Below are 20,739 nucleotides of genomic sequence, written 5' to 3'. Positions count from 1 at the left end.
CCGCCTGACAGCGGGCCCTGAACAGGCGGGGGTCATTTACGGAGCTGTTCGCGTTGAAGAGGCGCCAGATGTCCGACAAGTCCTTTCCACTGAGCCGTCGGCAGGCGCTCGGTCTCGTTGCGGTTACCGCTGGCGGCATATTCCTGCCCGCCGGTGCAAGGGCCGGGAAGGTTTCGCCCTATGCCGGGCTTGCTTTGTTTGAAGCCGGTGCTGGTGTCTGCACCATCACGCCCGAGGTCACAAAAGGGCCGTTCTATTTCGACCCGAAGCTCGAACGCGCCGACATCACCGAGGGCAAGAAGGGCATCGCCCTCAATGTGCGGCTGCAAATCGTCGACGCCGCCTGCCGGCCGCTTCCCGGCGCCCGCGTCGATATCTGGCATTGCGATGCCCAGGGCGCCTATTCCGGATATCCCGGACAGGGCGACGGGCAGGATATCGACACGTCCGGCCAGAGCTTTCTCCGCGGCTGGCAGAGAACCGATGAAAGCGGCATCGCTTCTTTCGCCACCATCTATCCCGGCTGGTATCGCGGCCGCACCACCCACATCCATTTCAAGATCTTCCCCGACGACCGCTCGGTGATGACCGGCCAGATGTTCTTCCCCGACAGCCTCAGCGAGCAGATATTCGCCACCGTCGCGCCCTATAAAGATCGCCCCGGCAAACGCGATACATCGAACGCGCGGGACGGCATTGCGCGGCAGGCCGGGCCGCTGTCGCAGGCAGCGCTGCGGGAAATGGCGGACGCCTATCAGGCGTTGATGGTGGTCGCGGTGAAAGCCGGTTGAGAACACCTCGTCACGTCCCCATCCAGCCATTGCGGAAAGTCGTTTGTCATCTAACTGAAATAAACATCTGGCATTAGCCACGGCGAACACCGCGAAGCTTGCCGGCAAAGCTATTTTCCGGGCCGGAATGTTTTCGATCGTCATTGCCAATCGGCGGCCTGCTTCTATGCTGTCCGCTCCGGTTCGGCCGAGGAGGGATGAGCATGGCCAAGGCGGACAAGACTGCAACAATGAGCCGGCTGCATTCGGCGGCGCGGCTGGCGCGCACGGCGCTCGCCGCCCGGCTTCTGGCGCATGGTTTCTATGCCGGTCAGGACCAGATCATGCTGGCGCTCGACCGCGAGGACGGGCAGACGCCCGGCAACCTTGCCGGCCGCCTCGGCGTGCGTCCGCCAACCATCACCAAGACCATCAACCGGCTGCAGGCGCAGGGCTTTCTGGAGAAGCGGGCCTCGTCCGCCGATGCCCGCCAGGCGCATATTTTCCTCACCGACACCGGCCGCGAAATCATCCACGCCATCGAGAAGTCGGTGAAGAAGACCGAAAAGCAGGCATTGAAGGGTCTCGACAAGAAGGACCAGAAAGCGCTGTTCAAGCTGCTTGCCCGCGTCGAGGCGAACCTGTCGAACGGCGAAATGGTGCTCCCGGATGACGAACTGGATATCGAAGACAAGATGCTTGAATAGCTCACGCGTTCGCCGCTGACGGCCGCCGCGTCAGTGCCGACCAACGTCCCGGTGTGACACCGAACGCCTTCTTGAAATGCCGATTGAAATGGCTTTGATCACTGAAGCCGGCTGCGATGGCGATTTGCGCCAGCGGCTCGTCGGCTTCGATCATCCGACGGGCCCGCTGAAGCCGGCGCATCACCAGGAACCGGTGCGGGCTGGTGGAGAAGGTGGCGCGGAAATGCCGCGAAAGGGCATAACGGTCCAATCCGGTTATCGCCTCCAATTCATCCGAACGTACAATCCGCGCGACATTTTCCTCCAGATAGTCGCGCGCCAGGCTGGCGGCGCGCCACGCCGTTTTCGCTACCGGTTTCGCCGGCTGACCGGCGTGCCGGGCCAGGCTTTGCATAAGCTGCGTCATGAAATCGACGACAAACAGCTCGTCCAGTTCCTGATCCAGCGGCCCGAGCGCCGAAAGCAGCGTCGCGCGGAGATCGCGGTCTGTCACCACGGCATTCCCGACGAATGGCAGTGATCCGCCGCCGAGACAATCGAGCATCAGGGACGGCTCCAAATAGAGCATTCTGTATCGCAAGCCGTCTTCGGTGCCGGCACCGCCATCGTGCAGTTCGTCGGGATGAAGGATAATTATCTGGCCGGGCAAGCTCTTGTGCATTTGGCCGCGATAGCGGAAGCGCTGCACGCCATAAAGCGTCACCCCGATCGCATAGGTGTCGTGGCGATGGAGATCGAAGGCATTGCCGTGGAACCGGGCCTCGATGCGTTCCATCCCGGCAGCACCCGGTGCCGGTACGATGCAGTTCTCGGCTGCATCCACGCACAAACGTCCAAGACCCTGAAAGGCTTCCCGGTCTAGATCGTGCGCCATAACTTCACTCGCAGCCTCGGATTGGCCCCCTTTTCGGATTGGAAACTGTCGCATGTTCGATACGAAATTTGCAATCGTCCTCAAGGATGATCTTCCCGTCTGGCAAAAGCTCAATGTCACCGCCTTTCTGACCAGCGGCATCGTCGCGCAATTTCCCGACATTATCGGCGACCCCTACCGTGATCGCGCCGGCAATATCTACAACCCGCTGTCGATCCAGCCGGTCATCGTGCTTTCGGCGGACGGCCAGACGCTCGTCGCGATCCAGAGGCGGGCGCTGGAGCGTGGTGTGACGGTTTCGCTCTATGTCGAGGAAATGTTTTCGACCGGGTATGATCTGGCCAACCGCGCCGTCTTTGCCGAATTTGCGCCGGAGGATGCCAAGGTGGTCGGCATCGCGCTTCGCGCCGAAAAGAAGCTCGTCGACAAGATCACCAAGGGCGCCCGCATGCACGCCTGAGTCGTCGGCCACTAGGTCGGCCACTGGGAAACAAACTGAGCCTGTCGGCGGCTGTCGTTGTGCCAGCCTGTTTTGGCTTGCCCGCAGGCGACAATTACCGCATTGGTGAGGGACCGCCTTGCTTCCCGTCCGGCCTGAAATTGAATGCTCCCCCAAGACATGACGAAAGCGCGACATCGCCGGCGGCGATCCTGTGCATGCTTTCCGTCTATGTGTTTTTCACCTTCCTCGACACCAGCAGCAAGTACCTTGTCCTGGCCGGCGTCTCGGCGCTGATTGTCGCCTGGACCCGCTTCGCGGTCCATGTGCTGATCGTCGGCGTCTTTCTGCGCGGATGGCGCGAGCCGCTGCGCTTTCGTCCCGCCAACCTGCCGGCGCACATCACGCGCGGTCTGCTCCTGTTCGGATCGACGATGTTCAACATTCTGGCGCTGCGGACGCTGCAACTGGCGGAAACCACCTCGATCTACTTCTTCGGCCCGATGGTGATCACCGCGCTTGCCGGTCCGTTGCTCGGCGAATGGGCTGGCTGGCGGCGCTGGCTGGCCATCATGAGCGGCTTTGTCGGCGTCCTCATCATCACCCGGCCGGGCGTCGGCGTTTTTGGCGTCGGCCATCTCTTTGCGCTCGGCTCGATGCTATCGAACAGTTTCTACGTCATTATGACGCGCCGCATGTCGGCTACGGAAACCTCGGAAAGCCTGATCCTGTTTTCGGCGCTGGCGCCGGCCGTGCTGCTGCTGCCGACACTGCCGTTTTCGCCTTCGCTGCCGCAGGATGGCTGGCACTGGTTCATATTGCTGATGCTTGGCGTCTTCGGCGCCATCGGTCATTGGCTTCTTGTGCAGGCCTATCGCCTTGCCACCACCACGGCCCTGGCTCCCTATCCCTATTCGCAGATGATCTGGATGATCATCTCCGGCCTGATCGTCTTCAACCAGTTTCCCGATCGCTGGACGCTGGTCGGTGCCACAGTCATCGTCGCCAGCGGCCTCTACATCGTTCACCGCGAGCACCGGCTTCGCTTGCGCAACCGCGCGACGCTGGACGCGGAGGCGGAAGCGCTGGCAAAAAAACTTTGATTTGCGCGGGATCGATGGCATAAGAGCCGGCCTTTAAACAGTTTAAATTGCTTCGGGAGCGCAGGGCGCTGGCACAGAAGATCAAGCTTTCGACCATCGCGGATGCGCTCGGCGTGTCCACGGCCACGGTCTCGCTGGCCTTGCGCGACAGCCCGCTGGTCGCCGGCGGCACCCGCGATCGCATCAAGGAACATGCACGCGCCATCGGCTATATCTACAACCGCCGCGCCGCCAGCCTGCGCACCTCGCGCTCGGGCATAGTCGGCGTCGTCGTCCACGACATCATGAACCCGTTCTTTGCCGAGATATTGCGTTCGATAGAGAGCGAGCTCGACCGCAGCCGGCAAACCTTCATCCTGTCGAACCACTACGACCAGCTCGAGAAACAACGCACTTTCATCGACACGCTTCTGCAGCTCGGCGCTGACGGGGTCATCATGTCGCCGGCCATCGGCACGCCGCCCGAAGACATAATCTTGGCCGAGGAGAACGGTCTCCCGGCAGTGCTGATTGCACGCACCGTCGAAGGTGCCGACGTGCCGGTGTTTCGCGGCGACGACGCCTATGGCACCGGGCTTGCCACCAACCATCTGATCTCGCTTGGCCACAAGCGCATCGCCATGATCGGCGGTACCGACCAGACGTCGACCGGCCGCGACCGCTATCAGGGATATGTCAACGCCATGGAGGCGGCAGGGCTTGAGGTCAGGCCGTCCTGGCGCATCCCCGGCCCGCGCACCAAGCAGGCCGGCTTCGAGGCGGCCGGGCAGTTCCTGGCGCTGAAGGACAGGCCGACCGCGGCCTGCTGCTGGAACGACCTCGTCGCCATCGGCCTGATGAATGGCATTGCCCGCGCCGGGCTGGTGCCGGGCATCGACATCTCGGTTACCGGCTATGACGACCTCGAGGAAGCGGCGATCGCCACGCCGGCGCTGACTACCGTGTGGAACGGCCAGCGCGAGGTTGGCCGCCGCGCCGCCAGCGCGCTGCTCGACAAACTCAACGGACAGACGGTGCGGCCGTCGCAGGAACTGATCAAGCCGGAACTGCATGTGCGCCAGTCGACCGGCAAACCGGTGGAACGTGCATGACAAAAACCGAACAGCAAGCTGTTACCATTCTGGTGCCGGGCCAGTTCAACGACCATGCGGTCGGCCGCATCGACGGGGCGTTCAGCCGCGTCCGGATCGAACGCGCCGATCCGTCGCTGGTCACCGACGAGATGCGTCATACGGTGCGCGGCATAGCCGCCTTTGGCGGCATAAGCGCCGCGTTGATGGACGCGCTGCCAAAGCTCGAGATTATCGCCAATTTCGGCGTCGGCTATGATTCGGTCGATGTCCGCCACGCCGCACGGCGCGGCATCATGGTCACCAACACACCGGATGTGCTGACCGAAGAGGTCGCCGATACGGCGCTCGGCCTGTTGATCAATGCCGTCCGCGAACTGCCGCGCGCCGAGGCCTGGCTGCGCGACGGAAGCTGGCTGCGCAACGGCAACTATCCGCTGAGCCGGCTGACTTTGCGCGGTCGCCATGTCGGTATCTTTGGCATGGGCCGCATAGGCCTCGCCATTGCCCGCCGGCTCGACGCTTTTGGGCTGCCCATTGCCTATCACAACCGGCGCCGCGTCGAAGGCCTGTCCTATGACTATCACCCGACGCTGAAAGGTCTCGCCGAGGCGGTCGACACGCTGATCTCGGTGGCGCCCGGCGGGGCCTCGACGGAAAAGGCCGTCAATGCCGAAATTCTCTCGGCTCTTGGGCCGAACGGCGTCTTCGTCAATATCGGCCGGGGCAGCACGGTCGACGAACCAGCCCTTGCCGCCGCACTTGCCAGCGGCAGCATCGCCGCTGCCGGGCTAGACGTCTTTGCCGACGAGCCGAATGTGCCAGCGGCGTTGCTTGCCGCGCCCAACACCTCGCTTTTGCCGCATGTCGGCTCGGCGTCCGAGCATACGCGCCGCGCCATGGCCGACCTTTGCGTCGACAATCTGGTCTCGTGGTTTTCGCAGCGCAAGGCGCTGACGCCGGTGCCGGAGACGGCAAATGTCAAGGCATGGCCGTAAGCGGGCTGCCATATCTATTAACTTCAGCTTAACCCTTCGGAATCATTCTGGTCCCCTCGCAGTGTATGTCCGCCTGACAGGACATGACAGCAAGATGAAGCGCGCCTCCCTGATCTCTTCGAACCGGCGCGCTTGAAATGCGCGGAGAACCAGGATGAAGACGCTTCCTGCATTGATGGCAGTCGCTGTGCTGTTCGGCAGCGCCCAGCTGTTTTACGCCGGTAGCGGTGAAAGCCGTGCGGCCAGTGAGTCACCGCTTTCATCCGGCAACTACAGGCTGGTAGCCCATGGCAACGAGGGGTCTTGTGCGGTCAGCCGCGGCGCCGAGATTTCGCAAGGCCTGTCGCTGTTGACGGTCGCAGCAAATTGCCGCCGGGTGTTGCCCGGCGTCGAGCAGGCGAAGTTCTGGCGAGAGCAGGATGACGGCACGGTCACCTTCAGCGCCAACGGCACCGATCCGATCGTCATGTTCTCAGTCGCCGACGGCGATGGTTACGAATCCTACGCGCCGGCGCTGCCGCTGCTGACGCTGGCGTCAGCCGGCAACTAGCGAGCGCGGCAGGACTATTCCGCGGCTGCGCGCACACCCGATTTCGCCGCCTGATGCAGGCGCACCGCATCGCCGAATGCGCGAAATATCTTTACCGAGATACTGTCCGATTTGACCCAGTATTCGGGATGCCACTGGACGCCGACAGCGAAAGCCCGTGCATCGCGCACCGAAACCGCCTCGACAGTGCCGTCGGCGGCGACCGCTTCGACCTGCAGCTTTGGGCCAAGCCGGTCGATGGCCTGGCGATGCACCGAATTGACCATGATATCGCCGGCGCCGAAGACCCCGGCCAGGCAGCTGCCGGGTTTTATCGCCACGCTCTGGCGGATGGCGAAGCGTTCGTCCTGATTGTCGCTTGCCGGCGCACGATGATCGAGCGAACCGGCGCGTTCCTGGATTTCAGTGGCCAGCGTGCCACCCAGCGCCACATTCATCTCCTGGATGCCGCGGCAGATGGCGAGCAATGGCACCCCGCGCTCCACCGCCCGGCGGATCAGCGGCAACGTCGTCGCGTCGCGGGCGGAGTCGTAAGGACCATTGGCTTCGCTGGCGTCACCGCCATAGAGCGAGGGATGAACGTTCGATTTGGAGCCGGTGACCATGACGCCGTCGACGGCGGAAAGCAGTTCGTCGAAGTCGAGCCGGTCGCCGAAGGACGGTACCAGCAGCGGGAACACGCCTGCACCCGAAAGCGCCGCTTCGAGATATTGCTGTGGCGCGGCATGCCAGGTGTAATTGTCGAACTGGCGGACATCGGTCGATACGGCGACGAGCGGCTGGTGCATTTGGTCCGGATCCCATCGGGTGCAACGAATTATCTGCCTGCAAAATAGGCGATCCGAAGGCGCATTTCCATGGCAAGTTTCGGCGTGTCGCGTAGGCCAGTTAATCGACCTTAGACTATAGTTGCAAGATCTGCCCCAACGCCGTGAATTTCCCCGAAATGCGCCACTCAAACCGGGCTGCCGTGCTGGACTCGACTCCTTGCCTGTGTATTGTCGGCTCGAAGCCGATCCGGGCGCCGAAGTGTCCCGAATGTCGGTCAGTGGATCCAAAAGGGAGGAACTTCATGGATCGTCGTTCGTTCATCCGCAAGGCCGGCACCACCGGTTTCGGCGCTGCGGCCGCTGCCGCGACACTTGCTGCGCCGGCCATCGCCCAGTCCAATCCGAAAGTGACCTGGCGACTGGCGTCGTCCTTCCCGAAGTCGCTCGATACGATCTATGGCGGCGCCGAAGTGTTTTCCAAGATGCTGTCGGAGGCGACCGACGGCAACTTCCAGGTCCAGGTCTTCGCCTCCGGCGAACTCGTTCCCGGCCTGCAGGCCGCCGATGCCACCACAGCCGGCACGGTCGAGGCCTGCCATACCGTGGCATACTATTACTGGGGCAAGGACCCGACGTGGGCGCTGGGAGCGGCGGTTCCGTTTTCGCTCAACGCGCGCGGCATCAACGCCTGGCACTATCATGGCGGCGGCATCGATCTGTTCAACGAGTTCCTGGCGACGCAAGGTCTGTTCGGGCTGCCGGGCGGCAATACCGGCGTGCAGATGGGTGGCTGGTTCCGCAAGGAGATCAAAACGGTCGCCGACCTTTCCGGCCTCAAGATGCGTATCGGTGGTTTTGCCGGCAAAGTGGTGCAAAGGCTCGGGGTGGTTCCGCAGCAGATCGCCGGTGGCGACATTTATCCGGCGTTGGAAAAAGGCACGATCGACGCCGCCGAATGGGTCGGCCCTTACGACGACGAGAAGCTCGGCTTCTATAAGGTTGCGCCCTATTACTACTATCCCGGCTGGTGGGAAGGTGGACCGACCGTCCATCTGATGTTCAACAAGGCGAAATACGACGAACTTTCGCCGGCTTACAAGTCGCTGGTGCACACTGCCGCCCAGGCGGCCGATGCGAACATGCTGCAGAAATACGACTACCTCAACCCGGCGGCGGTGAAGCGGCTGGTTGCCGGCGGTGCCAAGTTGAGCCCGTTCAGCCAGGAGATCATGGCCGCCTGTTTCGAAAAGGCCAACGAAGTCTATGCCGAGATGGAAGCCTCGAACGCGCCGTTCAAGAAGATCTGGGATTCGATCAAGGCGTTCCGCAAGGAGCATTATCTCTGGGCGCAGGTGGCCGAGTACAACTATGACACCTTCATGATGGTCCAGCAGCGCAACAGCAAGCTCTGATCCTGTTGCTTCGCGGCGCCAGGGTTCCTTTCGGAACACTGGCGCCGTAGCGCATTCATTTGCGATCAGTCGGGCACCACCACGACCTTGACCTCGCCTGGCGCCGGCGGGTTGGCAATGATCGCCACCGCCTCGTCGAGGCTGACCTGTCGTGATATCAGCCGATCTACTTCGATCGTCCCCGAGGCGATAAGATTGGCGGCCCGGCGATGGGTAAAGGGGTTGAGGAAGGAACCCAGGACCTTCAACTCACGGAACAGCAGATCGAACGGTTCGAACGCCACTTTCATGCCTTGCGGCATCACGCCGACGACGACGACGGTGCCGCCCGCTTTGGCCAGCCGCATCGCCTGCTCAACAGTGTCTTTCACGCCGGCGCATTCGAACACCACGTCGACGCCGCCCGGCATCAAACCCGACCGGCCGACGATCGCATCGATGACATCGAAGGCGCTGGGATCGAGCGTCGCCGTTGCGCCAAATTGCTCGGCAAGAGCCCGCCGCGAGGCCTGACGGGTCGACAAGATAATGGTCGTCGCACCGGCGAGCTTTGCCAGTTGAACGGTGAGCAGGCCGATCACGCCGCCGCCGATCACCGCGACCGACGAGCCTGGTTTGATCGCGGCAAGGTCCACGCCATGCAGGCAGCAGCCGAGCGGCTCGCAGAAAGCACCATGCGTAGGCTTCAGATCGCCTGGCAAGACGAAGGCCTGTTTCTGGGGCAGGACAAGATATTCGGCAAAGCCGCCATCGCGATGGATGCCGATGGCGCGTAGATTGCCGCAGAGATTGACCCGGCCGGCCTGACAATGCTCGCATCGGCCACAGGCAATGTTGGGATCGCCGGTGACGCGGTCGCCGACGGAAAAGCCGGATACGGCAGGTCCGACCGCCTCGACGATGCCGGAGAATTCATGCCCGAGCGTCACCGGCGGCGTGCACGGGAATTCACCATGGAAAAGATGCCTGTCGGTGCCGCAGACGCCGCACGCCTCGATGCGCACCAGCAGATCGTTCGGCCCGGCGGTCGGTTTCTCGACCTCGCACACGGCGAGGCTGCCCACTCGCTCCAACCGAACCGCCTTCATGGCTGCCGGGCCTTCCTCAGTTGAAACTCGGTGGTTGCGACAGATCGATTGCCGGCGCCGCCGGTTTCGCGGGCGGCTTTTCGTCGAAGCTCGGCGGCTGCGACAAATCCGGTGGGGAAGGTGAGGCCGGGGCAGTGCCGCCGTTGGCCGGCGGCGTGCCAAGTGGCGACAAGCCGATGCCAGGCGTTTCCGGCACCTGGTAGTTGATGGTGCCAGGATCGACGACAATGCCTTTGTAGTGCATCACCATCTGCGGGAACGCGATGGTCAGGCCGATCATGATCACCTGGATGCAGACGAAGGGCACTGCGCCCCAATAGATCTGCCCTGTGGTGACGGGCGCGATCTGCTTGCCGGTGAGTCGGTCGAGATAGGGCACGCGCGCGGCGACCGAGCGCAGATAAAACAGCGCGAAGCCGAAGGGCGGATGCATGAAGGAGGTCTGCATGTTGACGCCCAAAAGCACGCCAAACCAGATCAGGTCGATGCCGAGTTTGTCAGCCGCTGGCGCCAAAAGCGGCACGATGATGAAGGCAAGCTCGAAAAAGTCGAGGAAGAAGGCGAGCACGAAGACGAGGATGTTGACGCCAATCAGGAAACCGACTTCACCGCCCGGCAGCGACGTCAACAGGTGCTCGACCCAGATGTGGCCATTGACGCCGTAAAAGGTCAGCGAGAACACCCGCGCGCCGATCAGGATGAACAGAACGAAGGACGACAGCCTGGTCGTCGAGGCCAGCGCCTGCTTGACCACGTCGAGCGACAGCCGCCCCTTCACCGCCGCCATTGCAAGCGCGCCGACGGCGCCCATGGCGCCGCCTTCCGTCGGCGTGGCGATGCCAAGGAAGATGGTGCCCAGCACCAGGAAGATCAGCGCCAGCGGCGGGATCAGCACGATGATCACCTGCTGTGCCAGTCTGGACATCAGGTTGATCTTCAGGCGCTGGTCGACGATCGCCACGACATAGATGAAGATGACGCCAGTAGTGGCGCCGAGGATATCGGCGTTGCCGCCATGGTTCGGTGCGAGGTAGCGATACGCCGCATAGGAAACAACCACCGCCGCCAGCAGCGCCGCCAGCAGCGACAGCACACCGTGGCCGAGCGTGCGGGCCTCAAGCGGCAGTGCCGGCATCGACTTCGGCCGAAAGATCGACATGAGCAGGATGTAGAGCATGTAGATGCCGGTCAAAATGAGCCCGGGGATCAGCGCCCCCTTGTACATATCGCCGACCGAGCGGCCGAGCTGGTCGGCCAGGACGATCAGCACCAGTGACGGCGGGATGATCTGGGCGAGCGTCCCGGACGCGGCAATGACGCCGGATGCCAGCCGCCGGTCGTAGCCGTAGCGCAGCATGATCGGCAGCGAAATCAGACCCATGGCAATGACGGAAGCCGCCACCACGCCGGTCGTCGCGGCAAGCAGCGCGCCGACGAAAATCACGGCATAGGCAAGGCCACCACGGACCGGTCCGAACAGCTGGCCGATCGTGTCGAGCAGGTCTTCGGCCATGCCGGATCGTTCGAGCACGATGCCCATGAAGGTGAAGAACGGGATCGCCAGTAGCGTATCGTTCGACATCACCCGGCTGCCGTAGAAATTATCCGGCAACGCGTGCAGCAACGGCCAGGCGAGATTGATCGAGCCGCCCGAATAGGGCGACAGAAGCACGCCGATGAAGAAGAACATCAGGCCGTTGGCGGCGAGCGAGAAGGCGACGGGATAGCCGATCAGCAGGAAGACGACCAGCGAGGCGAACATGATCGGCGCCATGTTCTGGGCGATGAACTCGATCACGAGCGCACCTCTTCGACGAGCGCCTTGGCTTCGAGCTCGGCCTGCTCATGCACCGATATGAACGGAGTGGGATCGTCCATCTGACCGCGCATGATGGCGATTTTCTTGATGATTTCGGAAATGCCCTGCAGCGCGAGCAGAAAAAAGCCGACCAGCAAAATCGCCTTCGCCGGCCAGATGATCAGCCCGCCGGAATTGTTCGACATCTCCCCGCTGCGATACGACAGCGACACATAGGGAACGAAATAGACCACCATCAACGTCACGAACGGCATCAGGAAGAAGACGTGACCGAAAAGGTCGATCCAGTGCTGCACGCGGCGCGAGAACATGCCGTAGACGATATCGATGCGGATATGGTCGTTCTGCTTCAGCGTGTAGGCGGCGGCCAGCATGAAGGCGGCGCCGAACAGATACCATTGCAATTCCAGCCAGGCGTTCGAGGACATGTCGAACACCTTGCGGATGACGGCGTTGGCGGCGCTTACCAGGATCGCCAGCAGGATCAGCCACGAAACCCATTTGCCGATGAATTCGTTCAAACGGTCAATGGTTCTGGAAAGAGCGAGAAGCCCTGCCATGCATTCCTCCCTTGTGTCAGAGCGCGGCGGTTCCCTGTCCGTCGTGTCGCTGTGGACCAACGGTATGCAGTGCGTGGTCCGGCGGGTCAACACGGGACAGCCCGCATAAACACAGTTGTGAGATGACGGGCGGCAAAATGCTGCCGCGTCCTTTGCATGTCCAAGGACATGCGGCGCTTTCACCCAAGCAAAGTCGGGTGCGGCTCAGGCGATCTTCTGTTGGTCGCGGCCGGCGCCGATCAGCACAAGCATGGCGACGAGGAACAGGTACATCCAGCCGTCCCGCCATTCGAGCGGAAAATAGCCGGCCCATAGCGATTCGGCCATGCCGAAAGCGGCGGCGCCCAGTGCCGCCCGCAAAGGCGAAAGATAGCCGCCCACTGCGGTGACGAACAGGATTTTCAACCCGTAGACCAACCCTGTGCCGAAGCTGATGTTGCCGTAGTAGAAGGCGGCGAGCACGCCGGCCAGTGCCGCGCAAAGGCCGCCGAAAAGCACCGCACGCCGAAACACCGCACGGACATCGACGCCGCACATCGCAGCCGCCTTGGGATCGTCGGATACGGCGCGCCAGCTCCGGCCGAAGCTCGAATCTGCGAAGCCCCAAGCAGCCAGCGCTATGGCCGCCAGTACGGCGGCGCAATCGAGCAATTGGATCAGCGTCAACGTCGCCTTGAAGCTGGCATTCTGCGCGAAGACGATGGTCTGGGCCAGCATTGGCGGCAACCATAGGTCATGGGTATCGGCGGCGATGCGGCTGGCTTCCGACAAGACCAGCAATATGCCGAGCGTCGTCACCACGATGGCGTTGGGCGAGCGGTCGGCCAGCGGTTCGAAGATACTTCGCGACAGGACATGGCTGAGCAGCGCCGCATAAAGGAATGCCGCAGCTACGCCGAGCGCGACCGATGCAAACAGCGTCAACCACAGCGCCTGATAGCCGAACGCCGCAGCGAGGATCATCGTATGCCCGCAAAAGGCGAACAGCGCGCCATAGGCAAGATTGGTACGGTGCAGGATGCCGTTGGTCAGCACGTAGCCGAATGCAAGCAATGCGTAGAGCGCGCCCGAATGCAGCCCGTTCAGAACCTGCTGGAAGAAATAGAGCATGCAAGACCCTCTATGCATGCCCCGCAATCGGGGCAGAGGTTTGGGACGAACGATATTCTCAGTACGGCGATCGCCTCAGTGACGAGCGTTGCACCCGGAATCTAACTTGTCAAACGCGAGTTATCAGTTAGATTCGCCATATGACAGTATCCTGGACTCCGCACCGCTTTACCGGTGGCATGCTGGCGCTCGATACGGCGAACACCGTCGTTTTGCGGAACGATCCGGAGAAAACTTTCGACCGTTTCGACGATCCGGCCGAGATCGCCCGCTTTGCCGAAGCCGCGAGTGCCTTTCGCGCCGCCGAGCTCGGTGGCAGGCGGCTCGTAGCGCCGGCGCCTGAAAAGATCGCACCGGTGGTGCTGTCGATCCGGGAGACGACCGATCGGCTGTTTCGCGGCGCGGTATCGAAAGGTGCGATCGCGACCGGCGATATGCCGAAGTTCTTGGAAGCCTGCGCCGATGGCCTCGCTCATAGCCGCACCGAAATCGGCACGCCTGGAAAACCGTTCGGTGATCCGGCGACGCCGATTGCCTTCGAGGCCGCGCTTGCGGTCTCGGCGCTGTCGCTGCTGCGTAGCGACACCATCGCCAGGCTGAGGATATGTCCCAACTGCAGCTGGCTGTTTGTCGACAAAAGCCGGAATTCCAGCCGCCTCTGGTGCGACATGGCGGTGTGCGGCAACCGCCAGAAGGCAAACCGACACTATCGCCGCCGGACCGCGGCCAGGGAGGTCACCAATGTCTAGAAGATTCTCACGCGCGATGATTGTCGTCGCGGCGTTGTTCGCGGCGGCCGCGCTCGGCGCCTGCCGTGATTCCGGCAAGGACCAGTTGTTCGCCATTTCCGGGAAGCTGTTCGAGTTCAACTACCGGCTGGGTATCGCCACCTATGTCATCACTCTCAATCCGCTGCGGCCGGTGGGTGAGGGGCAGGTCGCTGTGGTCTCCTTCCAGAACCCGGCCGGCGGTGATCCGATCATCGTCACCCAGAAAATATGGCCGAAGCTGCCGCATGTGACGCTCACCAGCCCGCCGCTTACCTGCGTTGTCAAGGACAAGCCCTATGCGGTGTCGATCCGCATCGAGGATTCCAGCGGCAAGTTGCTGCAGAGTTTCGCGACCACTCTGACGTCCTCACTCGACCAATCGGTCCTGCCCGACCGGCCTCTGGTGGTCGGGCCAGTCTACGAGCTCAACAAGGACCTGGCCGGCCATGTCGACGGCAAGCTGCCCGGTGAACCGAAGCCCAGTTGCCCAAAGGCTGCATGATGCATCACCAGCGGCACTGACCGCCGCCGGAATTTTTCATGCTCGGCCATCCTCCCCGACAGGCGTTTCGTGGCGCCACACGGCCGCGCACGGATCGTTTGTTGCGGACCGCCTGGCACCTTCGATTTTGTTTGACCTCCCCGGCAAGGGAAGAAAGACTGTGGGCACTCGACTCCGACGTTGGCCGCGCACCTCCAGGCGCGGCCTCCGCACAGGAAATGCCTGATGACGCTGCACAATGTCGCGCTCGACGACAAGTTCGACCTGGCAAAGGAGCGCATCTTCCTGTCGGGTGCCCAGGCAGTCATCCGCATGCTTCTGATGCAGCGCGAGCGCGACCGCCGGGCTGGCCTGAACACCGCCGGTTTCGTCTCCGGCTATCGCGGCTCGCCGCTCGGCGGCCTCGACATGCAGCTGTGGAAGGCCAGGAACCAGCTCGCGCAGTCGGACATCGTCTTCCAGCCCGGTCTCAACGAGGAGCTCGCCGCCACCGCCTGCTGGGGCTCGCAGCAGGCCGAATTGCTGGGCGAGGGTACCCATGACGGCGTTTTTTCGGTCTGGTACGGCAAGGGTCCGGGCGTCGACCGCTCCGGCGACGTGTTCCGCCACGCCAATCTCGCCGGGTCGTCGAAACATGGCGGCGTGCTGGCTCTGATGGGCGACGACCACATGGCCGAATCCTCGACCAACGCGCATGCCACCGAGTTCCTGTTCGTCGACACCATGGTGCCGATCCTTAATCCGGCCGGCGTCCAGGAGATCATCGACTACGGCCTTTACGGCTTTGCCATGTCGCGTTTTGCCGGCACCTGGGCGGCGATCAAATGCGTCAAGGACAACATCGAATCGACAGCCTCGGTCGATGCCGCGCTTGACCGGCTAGATATCGTCATTCCGGACTTCGACATGCCGCCCGGCGGCCTCAACATCCGTAACGAGATCGACATGCTCGGCCAGGAGGAGCGGTTGCATGAATACAAGCGCGCCGCCGCTTCTGCGTTCATCCACGCCAATGGGCTGAATCGGATCGTCTATTCGGGCGGCACCAGCGCCAAGCTTGGCATCGTCACCATCGGCAAGAGTTATCTCGATGTTCGCCAGGCGCTGGAGGATATCGGCGTCGACGAAGCGGCCGCCAGTCGTATCGGTATCAGGCTGTTCAAGGTCGGCTGCCCGTGGCCGCTCGACCTGCAACACATCGCCGACTTTGCTCGCGGCCTCGATACCATCGTCGTCGTCGAGGAGAAACGCTCGCTGATCGAGGTGCAACTGCGCGAGAACCTTTACGGCACCGCGACGCAGCCGGTCATCGTCGGCAAGAAGGACGAGACCGGCGACTGGCTGTTCCCGGCCAAGGGCGCGCTCGACCCCAACGATATTGCCATCGCGCTCGGCGAGAGGATTTTGCGAACGATCGGCCCGTCGGAAGAAATCGCCGCGCGGGTTGCGAAATTGCGCCAGTTCCAGGCGATGCTGGCCGACACGTCAGATATCGCCTCGCGCACGCCCTTCTTCTGCTCCGGCTGCCCACACAATTCCTCGACCAAGGTGCCGGACGGCTCGCTCGCCGCCGCCGGAATCGGCTGTCATTTCATGGCGCTGTGGATGGACCGCAACACCGTCGGCTTCACCGCCATGGGCGGTGAGGGCGCGCAGTGGGTCGGCCAGGCGCCGTTCTCGAAGCGCGAGCACATCTTCCAGAATCTGGGCGATGGCACTTACAACCACTCGGGTGTGCTGGCGATACGCTTCGCGCTGTCGACCGACGCCAACATCACCTACAAGATCCTCTACAATGACGCCGTCGCGATGACCGGCGGGCAGCCGCACGAGGGCGGCCTGACGGTGGACATGATCGCAAGACAGGTGCGCGCCGAGGGCGTGGAGCGCATCGCCATCGTCACCGACGAGCCGGACAAATATACCGGCAAGGTGGAATTTCCCGCCGGCGCCACCATCCATCACCGCGACGACCTCGATCTCGTCCAGCGCGAGTTGCGTTCGGTCAAAGGCGTCTCGGTGCTGCTCTACGACCAGACCTGCGCCGCCGAGAAGCGTCGCCGCCGCAAGCGCGGCACGTTCCCCGATCCGGACAAGCGTATCTTCATCAACGAGCTGGTCTGCGAAGGCTGCGGCGATTGCGGCGTGCAGTCGAATTGCGTCTCGATCCAGCCGGTCGAGACCGAATTCGGCCGCAAGCGCAAGATCGACCAGTCGAGCTGCAACAAGGACTTCTCTTGCGTCAACGGTTTCTGCCCCTCCTTCGTCACTGTCCACGGCGCCAAAATCAGGAAAGCCGAAGGCATAGCCGGCGCGGCCGACCCGCTCGCGGGGGTGCCGGCGCCGGCGCAATTTACGCTCGGTGAACAAGGCTGGGCGGCGATCATCGACGGTGTCGGCGGCACCGGCGTCGTCACAATAGGCGCGGTGCTCGGCATGGCCGCGCACCTGGAAGGCAAGGGCTGCGGCATGATCGACATGGCCGGCCTCGCCCAGAAGGGCGGCTCTGTGTTCACCCATGTCCGCATCGCCCGCACGCCGGACGACATCCACGCCATTCGGGTATCGGCCGGCAAGGCCGATCTCGTGCTCGGCTGCGATCTCGTCGTTTCAGGTGCCAAGAAGGTGTTGGCCGCGGTGCGCGAAGGCCATACCATCTTCCTCGCCAACACTGCCGAGATCATGCCGGGCGAGTTCGCCCGTTCGGCCGATTTCTCGCTGCCCGTCGAGCGGCTGAAGAAGGCGATAAGAACGGCCGCGGGCGACGACAGGACGCATTTCTTCGACGCTACCCGCACCGCCACTGCCCTGTTCGGCAGCTCGCTTGGTGCCAACATGTTCATGCTCGGATTCGCCTTCCAGCATGGCGGCTTGCCGCTGTCGGCGGAGGCGGTCGAGAAGGCGATCGAGCTCAACGGCGAGGCGGTAGCGATGAATGTCGCGGCATTTCGCTGGGGCCGCCGCGCCGCCCACCAGCCGGATTTCGTCCGCAGCCTTCTCGCCCAGCCGGGCAAGGCCACGCAGCATGTCGCCATTGCCGAGACGCTGGACGATATCATTGCTCGCCGCGTCGGCTTCCTGACCGCCTACCAGAACGCCGCCTATGGCAAGCGCTATGCCGACAGACTGGCGGCGCTGCGCAAGGCCGAAACCAATGCTGTGCCCGGGTCGACCGTGGTGACCGAGGCTGCCGCAAAGAACCTGTTCAAGCTGATGGCGATCAAGGACGAATACGAGGTGGCGCGGCTTTATACGGACGGCTCCTTTGCCGCAGAGCTCGCAAAGCAGTTCCAGAGCTACGGCAAGCTTGAATTCCATCTCGCACCGCCGATCATGGGCAGGCGCGGCAGTGACGGGAAGCCGAAGAAATCGAGCTTTGGCCCGTGGATGATGAACGGGTTCCGCCTGCTGGCGGCGATGAAGGGCCTGCGCGGCACCGCTTTCGACCTGTTCGGCTACAGCGCCGAGAGGCGTATGGAGCGGCAGCTTCTTGCCCTCTATGAAGCCGACCTGGAACTTGTCGCCGGCGCGCTGGCGCCGGGCAAGATCGAGGTTGCTGCCGCGCTTGTTTCGGTACCGGCGCTCATCCGCGGCTTTGGCCACGTCAAGCAGGCCAGTGCCGAAAAAGCCGCCGGCGAACGCCAGCGTCTGCTCGACCGCCTCTCGACGGCGCCGCTGCGGCCGCAACTTCAAGCCGCCGAATAATTCAGCGCTGTGATACACCTTGTTTACCTGAACTGTAGTTTCCCTGCTTCCGCGGCGTCACCAATGGATGCCGGCAGGGCTCGAAACGCCGCTCTAAACCTTTCTTAAGGCCAATGTGACACTGCTGGGTTCCCCAGGGTTGGGATCCAGGCGTGAATCTGAGACGAAAAAACGAGATTCCGGTCGACGTTTACATTCCGTTCGTGGAAACGCTGTTTCGCGACGGGTTCACGCTGTCGATCGGCCTTGTTGCGCAGACACTCCTCGTCATTCTGGTCTATTGGAAGACCATGGACTTGGCGTATCTTCTAGTTGCCGCTGGGCTCATCATTGTCGGTACTCTGCGCCTTCGCAACATCCGAAAATACGGGCGACTTCCTTCCCCGACGACGTGGGAAGAAGCCCATGATCGCGAAAACGATTACATAATTTTCGGTTCGATGCATGGTTTCATGCTTGGCGCGTTCTGTTTCGTCAGTATCTATCTGGCAAATGACAGCCACGACAACTATGCCGAAATAGCCTCTGTCTGCGTCACTCTGGCATCGGTCACGTCAATTGCCGGCCGCAATTATGGGTCGCCGCGCATGGTCATGATTTTTATCATAACCACCACATGGCCCATATCGCTTGGCTTTATCCTGCGCGGCGATATCTACCACATCATCCTCGGTCTGATGTCGGCCCCTTTTCTGTTTGCGATCAAGCGGTTCGCCGACATCGTCCGCGAAGTCCTGTTTACCGCCCTGTCGGAGGAAAAGAAGGCGAACCGCATCGCGCAGCGTTTCAACCGCGCGCTCAACACCATGTCGCATGGCCTTGTCATGCTTGGTCCCGACGGCCGGGTGGCGGTGGCCAATGCCGAAGCCGCGCACCTGATGTCGCTCAAATCGGCCGATGCGCTGCTAGGCCGCTCGATCCACGGTCTGCTGATGCGCGGCGCTGCAGGCGGCATGCTGGCGCCGAAAGATTGCCGTTACATCGAAGCCCAGCTGACGCGTGCGTTGCGCGAGGGCCGCGACCGCAAGGTCCTGGTCTCGCTCACCAACGGCCAGCACTATGAATTTTCGGCGCGCGAAGGCAGCCAGGAACTGGGCGTCGTCACTTTCGAGGATGTGACCGCCCGGGTCGAGGCGGAAGACAAGATCCGCTTCATGGCGCGCTACGACAGTCTCACCGGCCTGCCCAACCGCGCCTACTTCCACGAGTTGGTGGTGGAAGCCATGGCCTCAGGGGATCCCGAGCGTCTCTGCGGGCTGGTGGTGCTCGATCTCGATGATTTCAAGAGCGTCAACGACACGCTCGGCCATCCGGTCGGCGACGGATTGATCTACGCCGTTGCCGAGCGGCTGGCGGCAGTCGCTGGGCCAGGCATCACCGTCAGCCGCTTCGGCGGCGACGAGTTCATGATCTTCTTCGAGCGCATCGAGGATGAAAGCCACCTGACCGGCCAGGTTGATGAGATCTTTGTCAATCTACAGGGCGAGGTCGATGTCGCCGGCCACGGATTACGCATCCAGGCCAGCGGCGGCGCGGTGCTGTCGCGGGTCAAGGATACCGACGTCGACGCCATGATCGTCAAAGCCGACCTTGCACTCTACAAGGCCAAGGAGCTTGGCAAGAACGGTTGGCGGCTGTTCGAGGCCTCCATGGATGCTGCCTTCCGCAGCCGTCAGCTGATGAAGGCGGACCTGCGCAGCGCCGTGGAAAACAACGAATTGCGGGTGGTCTATCAGCCGATCGTGGCGATGAGCACGATGCGTATCGCCAGTTGCGAAGCGCTGTGCCGCTGGGATCATCCCGATCTCGGGCCGATTTCCCCCGCTATCTTTATTCCGCTGGCGGAGGAAATGGGGATTATTTCCGACATCAGCACCTTCGTCCTGCATGCTGCCTGCACGGAATGCGCCAAATGGCCGGCCCAGACCAGCGTGTCGGTCAATCTCTCGGCCAAGGATTTCCGCAACCGTGATGTCATCCAGAAGGTTCGCGACGCGCTGGCTGAATCCGGTCTCTCCGCCGGACGTCTGGAGATCGAGGTCACCGAGACGGCGCTGCTCGACGACAAGTCGCTGACACGCCAATATATCGAGGAGTTGAAGCGGCTCGGCGTGCGCATTGCGCTCGACGATTTCGGTACCGGGTATTCGAGCCTCAGCTATCTCCACAAACTGCCGCTCGACAAAATCAAGATCGACCGCTCGTTCCTGATGGATGTCACTCAGAACAGCCGGTCGCTCGAATTGCTCAAGGGCATCGTCAACCTGTCACGGCCGCTGGGACTTTCGGTTACCGTCGAAGGTGTCGAGACCTTCGAACAGCTCAAGATCCTGGCATTGCAGGTCAAGCCGGACCTGGTCCAGGGCTTTCTGTTCGGGTCGGCACTCAGCGCGTCCGGCATCGAGACGATGTCGAGCACCGTCTGGCCCTTTGCCAAGGACATCCAGACGGCAAGGAAGGCGCCGCGGCGCTGACTTCGCGCTGAAAACCCG

At 62.5% G+C, this 20,739-nt stretch carries 18 protein-coding genes; 12 read left to right on the top strand and 6 right to left on the bottom strand.

All coding sequences use genetic code 11. From position 1 onward, the window contains the following. The first annotated feature begins 68 nt into the window (after nucleotides 1-68). A complete protein-coding gene (locus NKH41_RS01650) occupies nucleotides 69-791 on the top strand; it encodes an intradiol ring-cleavage dioxygenase (RefSeq protein ID WP_352769000.1) in 723 nt (240 codons plus the stop codon). A 203-nt stretch (nucleotides 792-994) separates the two neighbouring features. Next, nucleotides 995-1,477, top strand: coding sequence for a MarR family winged helix-turn-helix transcriptional regulator (locus NKH41_RS01645; RefSeq protein ID WP_254816029.1), 483 nt, complete (start codon nucleotides 995-997; stop codon nucleotides 1,475-1,477). Nucleotide 1,478: 1 nt separating this feature from the next. Here NKH41_RS01645 and NKH41_RS01640 read toward each other — a convergent pair whose 3' ends face one another. Then, nucleotides 1,479-2,351: an AraC family transcriptional regulator gene (locus NKH41_RS01640; protein WP_352540371.1), complete on the bottom strand. Its 873-nt coding sequence runs from the start codon at nucleotides 2,349-2,351 to the stop codon at nucleotides 1,479-1,481. 52 nt (nucleotides 2,352-2,403) lie between these two features. On the opposite strand from NKH41_RS01640, the gene NKH41_RS01635 reads away from it, so the two are divergent. The 5 genes from NKH41_RS01635 to NKH41_RS01615 all read left to right on the top strand — a co-directional run bounded on the left by NKH41_RS01635 (nucleotide 2,404) and on the right by NKH41_RS01615 (nucleotide 6,511). Next, the gene (locus tag NKH41_RS01635) at nucleotides 2,404-2,811 is read left to right on the top strand and encodes a DUF2000 family protein (RefSeq protein WP_352540372.1); all 408 of its coding nucleotides are present in this window, start codon (nucleotides 2,404-2,406) and stop codon (nucleotides 2,809-2,811) included. Between the two features lie 197 nt (nucleotides 2,812-3,008). Then, on the top strand, nucleotides 3,009-3,893 hold the full coding sequence (locus NKH41_RS01630) for a DMT family transporter (RefSeq protein WP_352767319.1): 885 nt from the start codon (nucleotides 3,009-3,011) through the stop codon (nucleotides 3,891-3,893). A 68-nt stretch (nucleotides 3,894-3,961) separates the two neighbouring features. Then, nucleotides 3,962-4,984, top strand: a complete 1,023-nt coding sequence (locus tag NKH41_RS01625; protein WP_352540495.1) for a LacI family DNA-binding transcriptional regulator — start codon at nucleotides 3,962-3,964, stop codon at nucleotides 4,982-4,984. Continuing rightward, the gene (locus NKH41_RS01620; RefSeq protein ID WP_352767317.1) at nucleotides 4,981-5,961 is read left to right on the top strand and encodes a 2-hydroxyacid dehydrogenase; all 981 of its coding nucleotides are present in this window, start codon (nucleotides 4,981-4,983) and stop codon (nucleotides 5,959-5,961) included. Before NKH41_RS01625 ends, NKH41_RS01620 begins: the two co-directional genes overlap by 4 nt. A 154-nt stretch (nucleotides 5,962-6,115) precedes the next feature. Beyond that, the gene (locus NKH41_RS01615) at nucleotides 6,116-6,511 is read left to right on the top strand and encodes a hypothetical protein (RefSeq protein ID WP_352469876.1); all 396 of its coding nucleotides are present in this window, start codon (nucleotides 6,116-6,118) and stop codon (nucleotides 6,509-6,511) included. Between the two features lie 14 nt (nucleotides 6,512-6,525). Here NKH41_RS01615 and NKH41_RS01610 read toward each other — a convergent pair whose 3' ends face one another. Further along, complete coding sequence (locus tag NKH41_RS01610; protein ID WP_352540375.1) at nucleotides 6,526-7,299, bottom strand: gamma-glutamyl-gamma-aminobutyrate hydrolase family protein; 774 nt, start codon at nucleotides 7,297-7,299, stop codon at nucleotides 6,526-6,528. 284 nt (nucleotides 7,300-7,583) lie between these two features. Here NKH41_RS01610 and NKH41_RS01605 point away from each other — a divergent pair, with 284 nt between their 5' ends. Continuing rightward, a complete protein-coding gene (locus NKH41_RS01605; RefSeq protein ID WP_352469878.1) occupies nucleotides 7,584-8,693 on the top strand; it encodes a TRAP transporter substrate-binding protein in 1,110 nt (369 codons plus the stop codon). A 65-nt stretch (nucleotides 8,694-8,758) separates the two neighbouring features. Here NKH41_RS01605 and NKH41_RS01600 read toward each other — a convergent pair whose 3' ends face one another. From NKH41_RS01600 to NKH41_RS01585, 4 genes are all read right to left on the bottom strand, one after another. Continuing rightward, nucleotides 8,759-9,781 carry a zinc-dependent alcohol dehydrogenase family protein gene (locus NKH41_RS01600; RefSeq protein WP_352769007.1) on the bottom strand — a complete coding sequence of 341 codons (1,023 nt, stop codon included), beginning with the start codon at nucleotides 9,779-9,781 and terminating at the stop codon, nucleotides 8,759-8,761. Between the two features lie 16 nt (nucleotides 9,782-9,797). Further along, nucleotides 9,798-11,576: a TRAP transporter large permease gene (locus NKH41_RS01595; protein WP_352769239.1), complete on the bottom strand. Its 1,779-nt coding sequence runs from the start codon at nucleotides 11,574-11,576 to the stop codon at nucleotides 9,798-9,800. After that, on the bottom strand, nucleotides 11,576-12,160 hold the full coding sequence (locus NKH41_RS01590) for a TRAP transporter small permease subunit (protein ID WP_023676252.1): 585 nt from the start codon (nucleotides 12,158-12,160) through the stop codon (nucleotides 11,576-11,578). Before NKH41_RS01590 ends, NKH41_RS01595 begins: the two co-directional genes overlap by 1 nt. A gap of 204 nt (nucleotides 12,161-12,364) precedes the next feature. Then, the gene (locus NKH41_RS01585; protein ID WP_352769009.1) at nucleotides 12,365-13,270 is read right to left on the bottom strand and encodes a branched-chain amino acid ABC transporter permease; all 906 of its coding nucleotides are present in this window, start codon (nucleotides 13,268-13,270) and stop codon (nucleotides 12,365-12,367) included. A gap of 140 nt (nucleotides 13,271-13,410) precedes the next feature. Between NKH41_RS01585 and NKH41_RS01580 the strand changes: the two genes are divergently transcribed. The 4 genes from NKH41_RS01580 to NKH41_RS01565 all read left to right on the top strand — a co-directional run bounded on the left by NKH41_RS01580 (nucleotide 13,411) and on the right by NKH41_RS01565 (nucleotide 20,721). After that, a complete protein-coding gene (locus NKH41_RS01580) occupies nucleotides 13,411-14,019 on the top strand; it encodes a CGNR zinc finger domain-containing protein (protein ID WP_352469881.1) in 609 nt (202 codons plus the stop codon). After that, nucleotides 14,012-14,542 carry a hypothetical protein gene (locus NKH41_RS01575; protein WP_352452209.1) on the top strand — a complete coding sequence of 177 codons (531 nt, stop codon included), beginning with the start codon at nucleotides 14,012-14,014 and terminating at the stop codon, nucleotides 14,540-14,542. The genes NKH41_RS01580 and NKH41_RS01575 overlap by 8 nt, the downstream gene beginning before the upstream one ends. Nucleotides 14,543-14,767: 225 nt before the next feature. Continuing rightward, entirely contained in the window at nucleotides 14,768-18,247 is a 3,480-nt protein-coding gene (locus tag NKH41_RS01570; RefSeq protein ID WP_352769012.1) for an indolepyruvate ferredoxin oxidoreductase family protein, read from the top strand. A gap of 152 nt (nucleotides 18,248-18,399) precedes the next feature. Then, nucleotides 18,400-20,721, top strand: coding sequence for a putative bifunctional diguanylate cyclase/phosphodiesterase (locus tag NKH41_RS01565; protein ID WP_352769015.1), 2,322 nt, complete (start codon nucleotides 18,400-18,402; stop codon nucleotides 20,719-20,721). The last annotated feature ends 18 nt before the right edge of the window (nucleotides 20,722-20,739 follow it).

It is taken from the genome of Mesorhizobium sp. M1169, from assembly GCF_040318345.1.
GTDB lineage: Bacteria > Pseudomonadota > Alphaproteobacteria > Rhizobiales > Rhizobiaceae > Mesorhizobium.
This window is presented reverse-complemented; position numbering and strand designations above follow the sequence as displayed.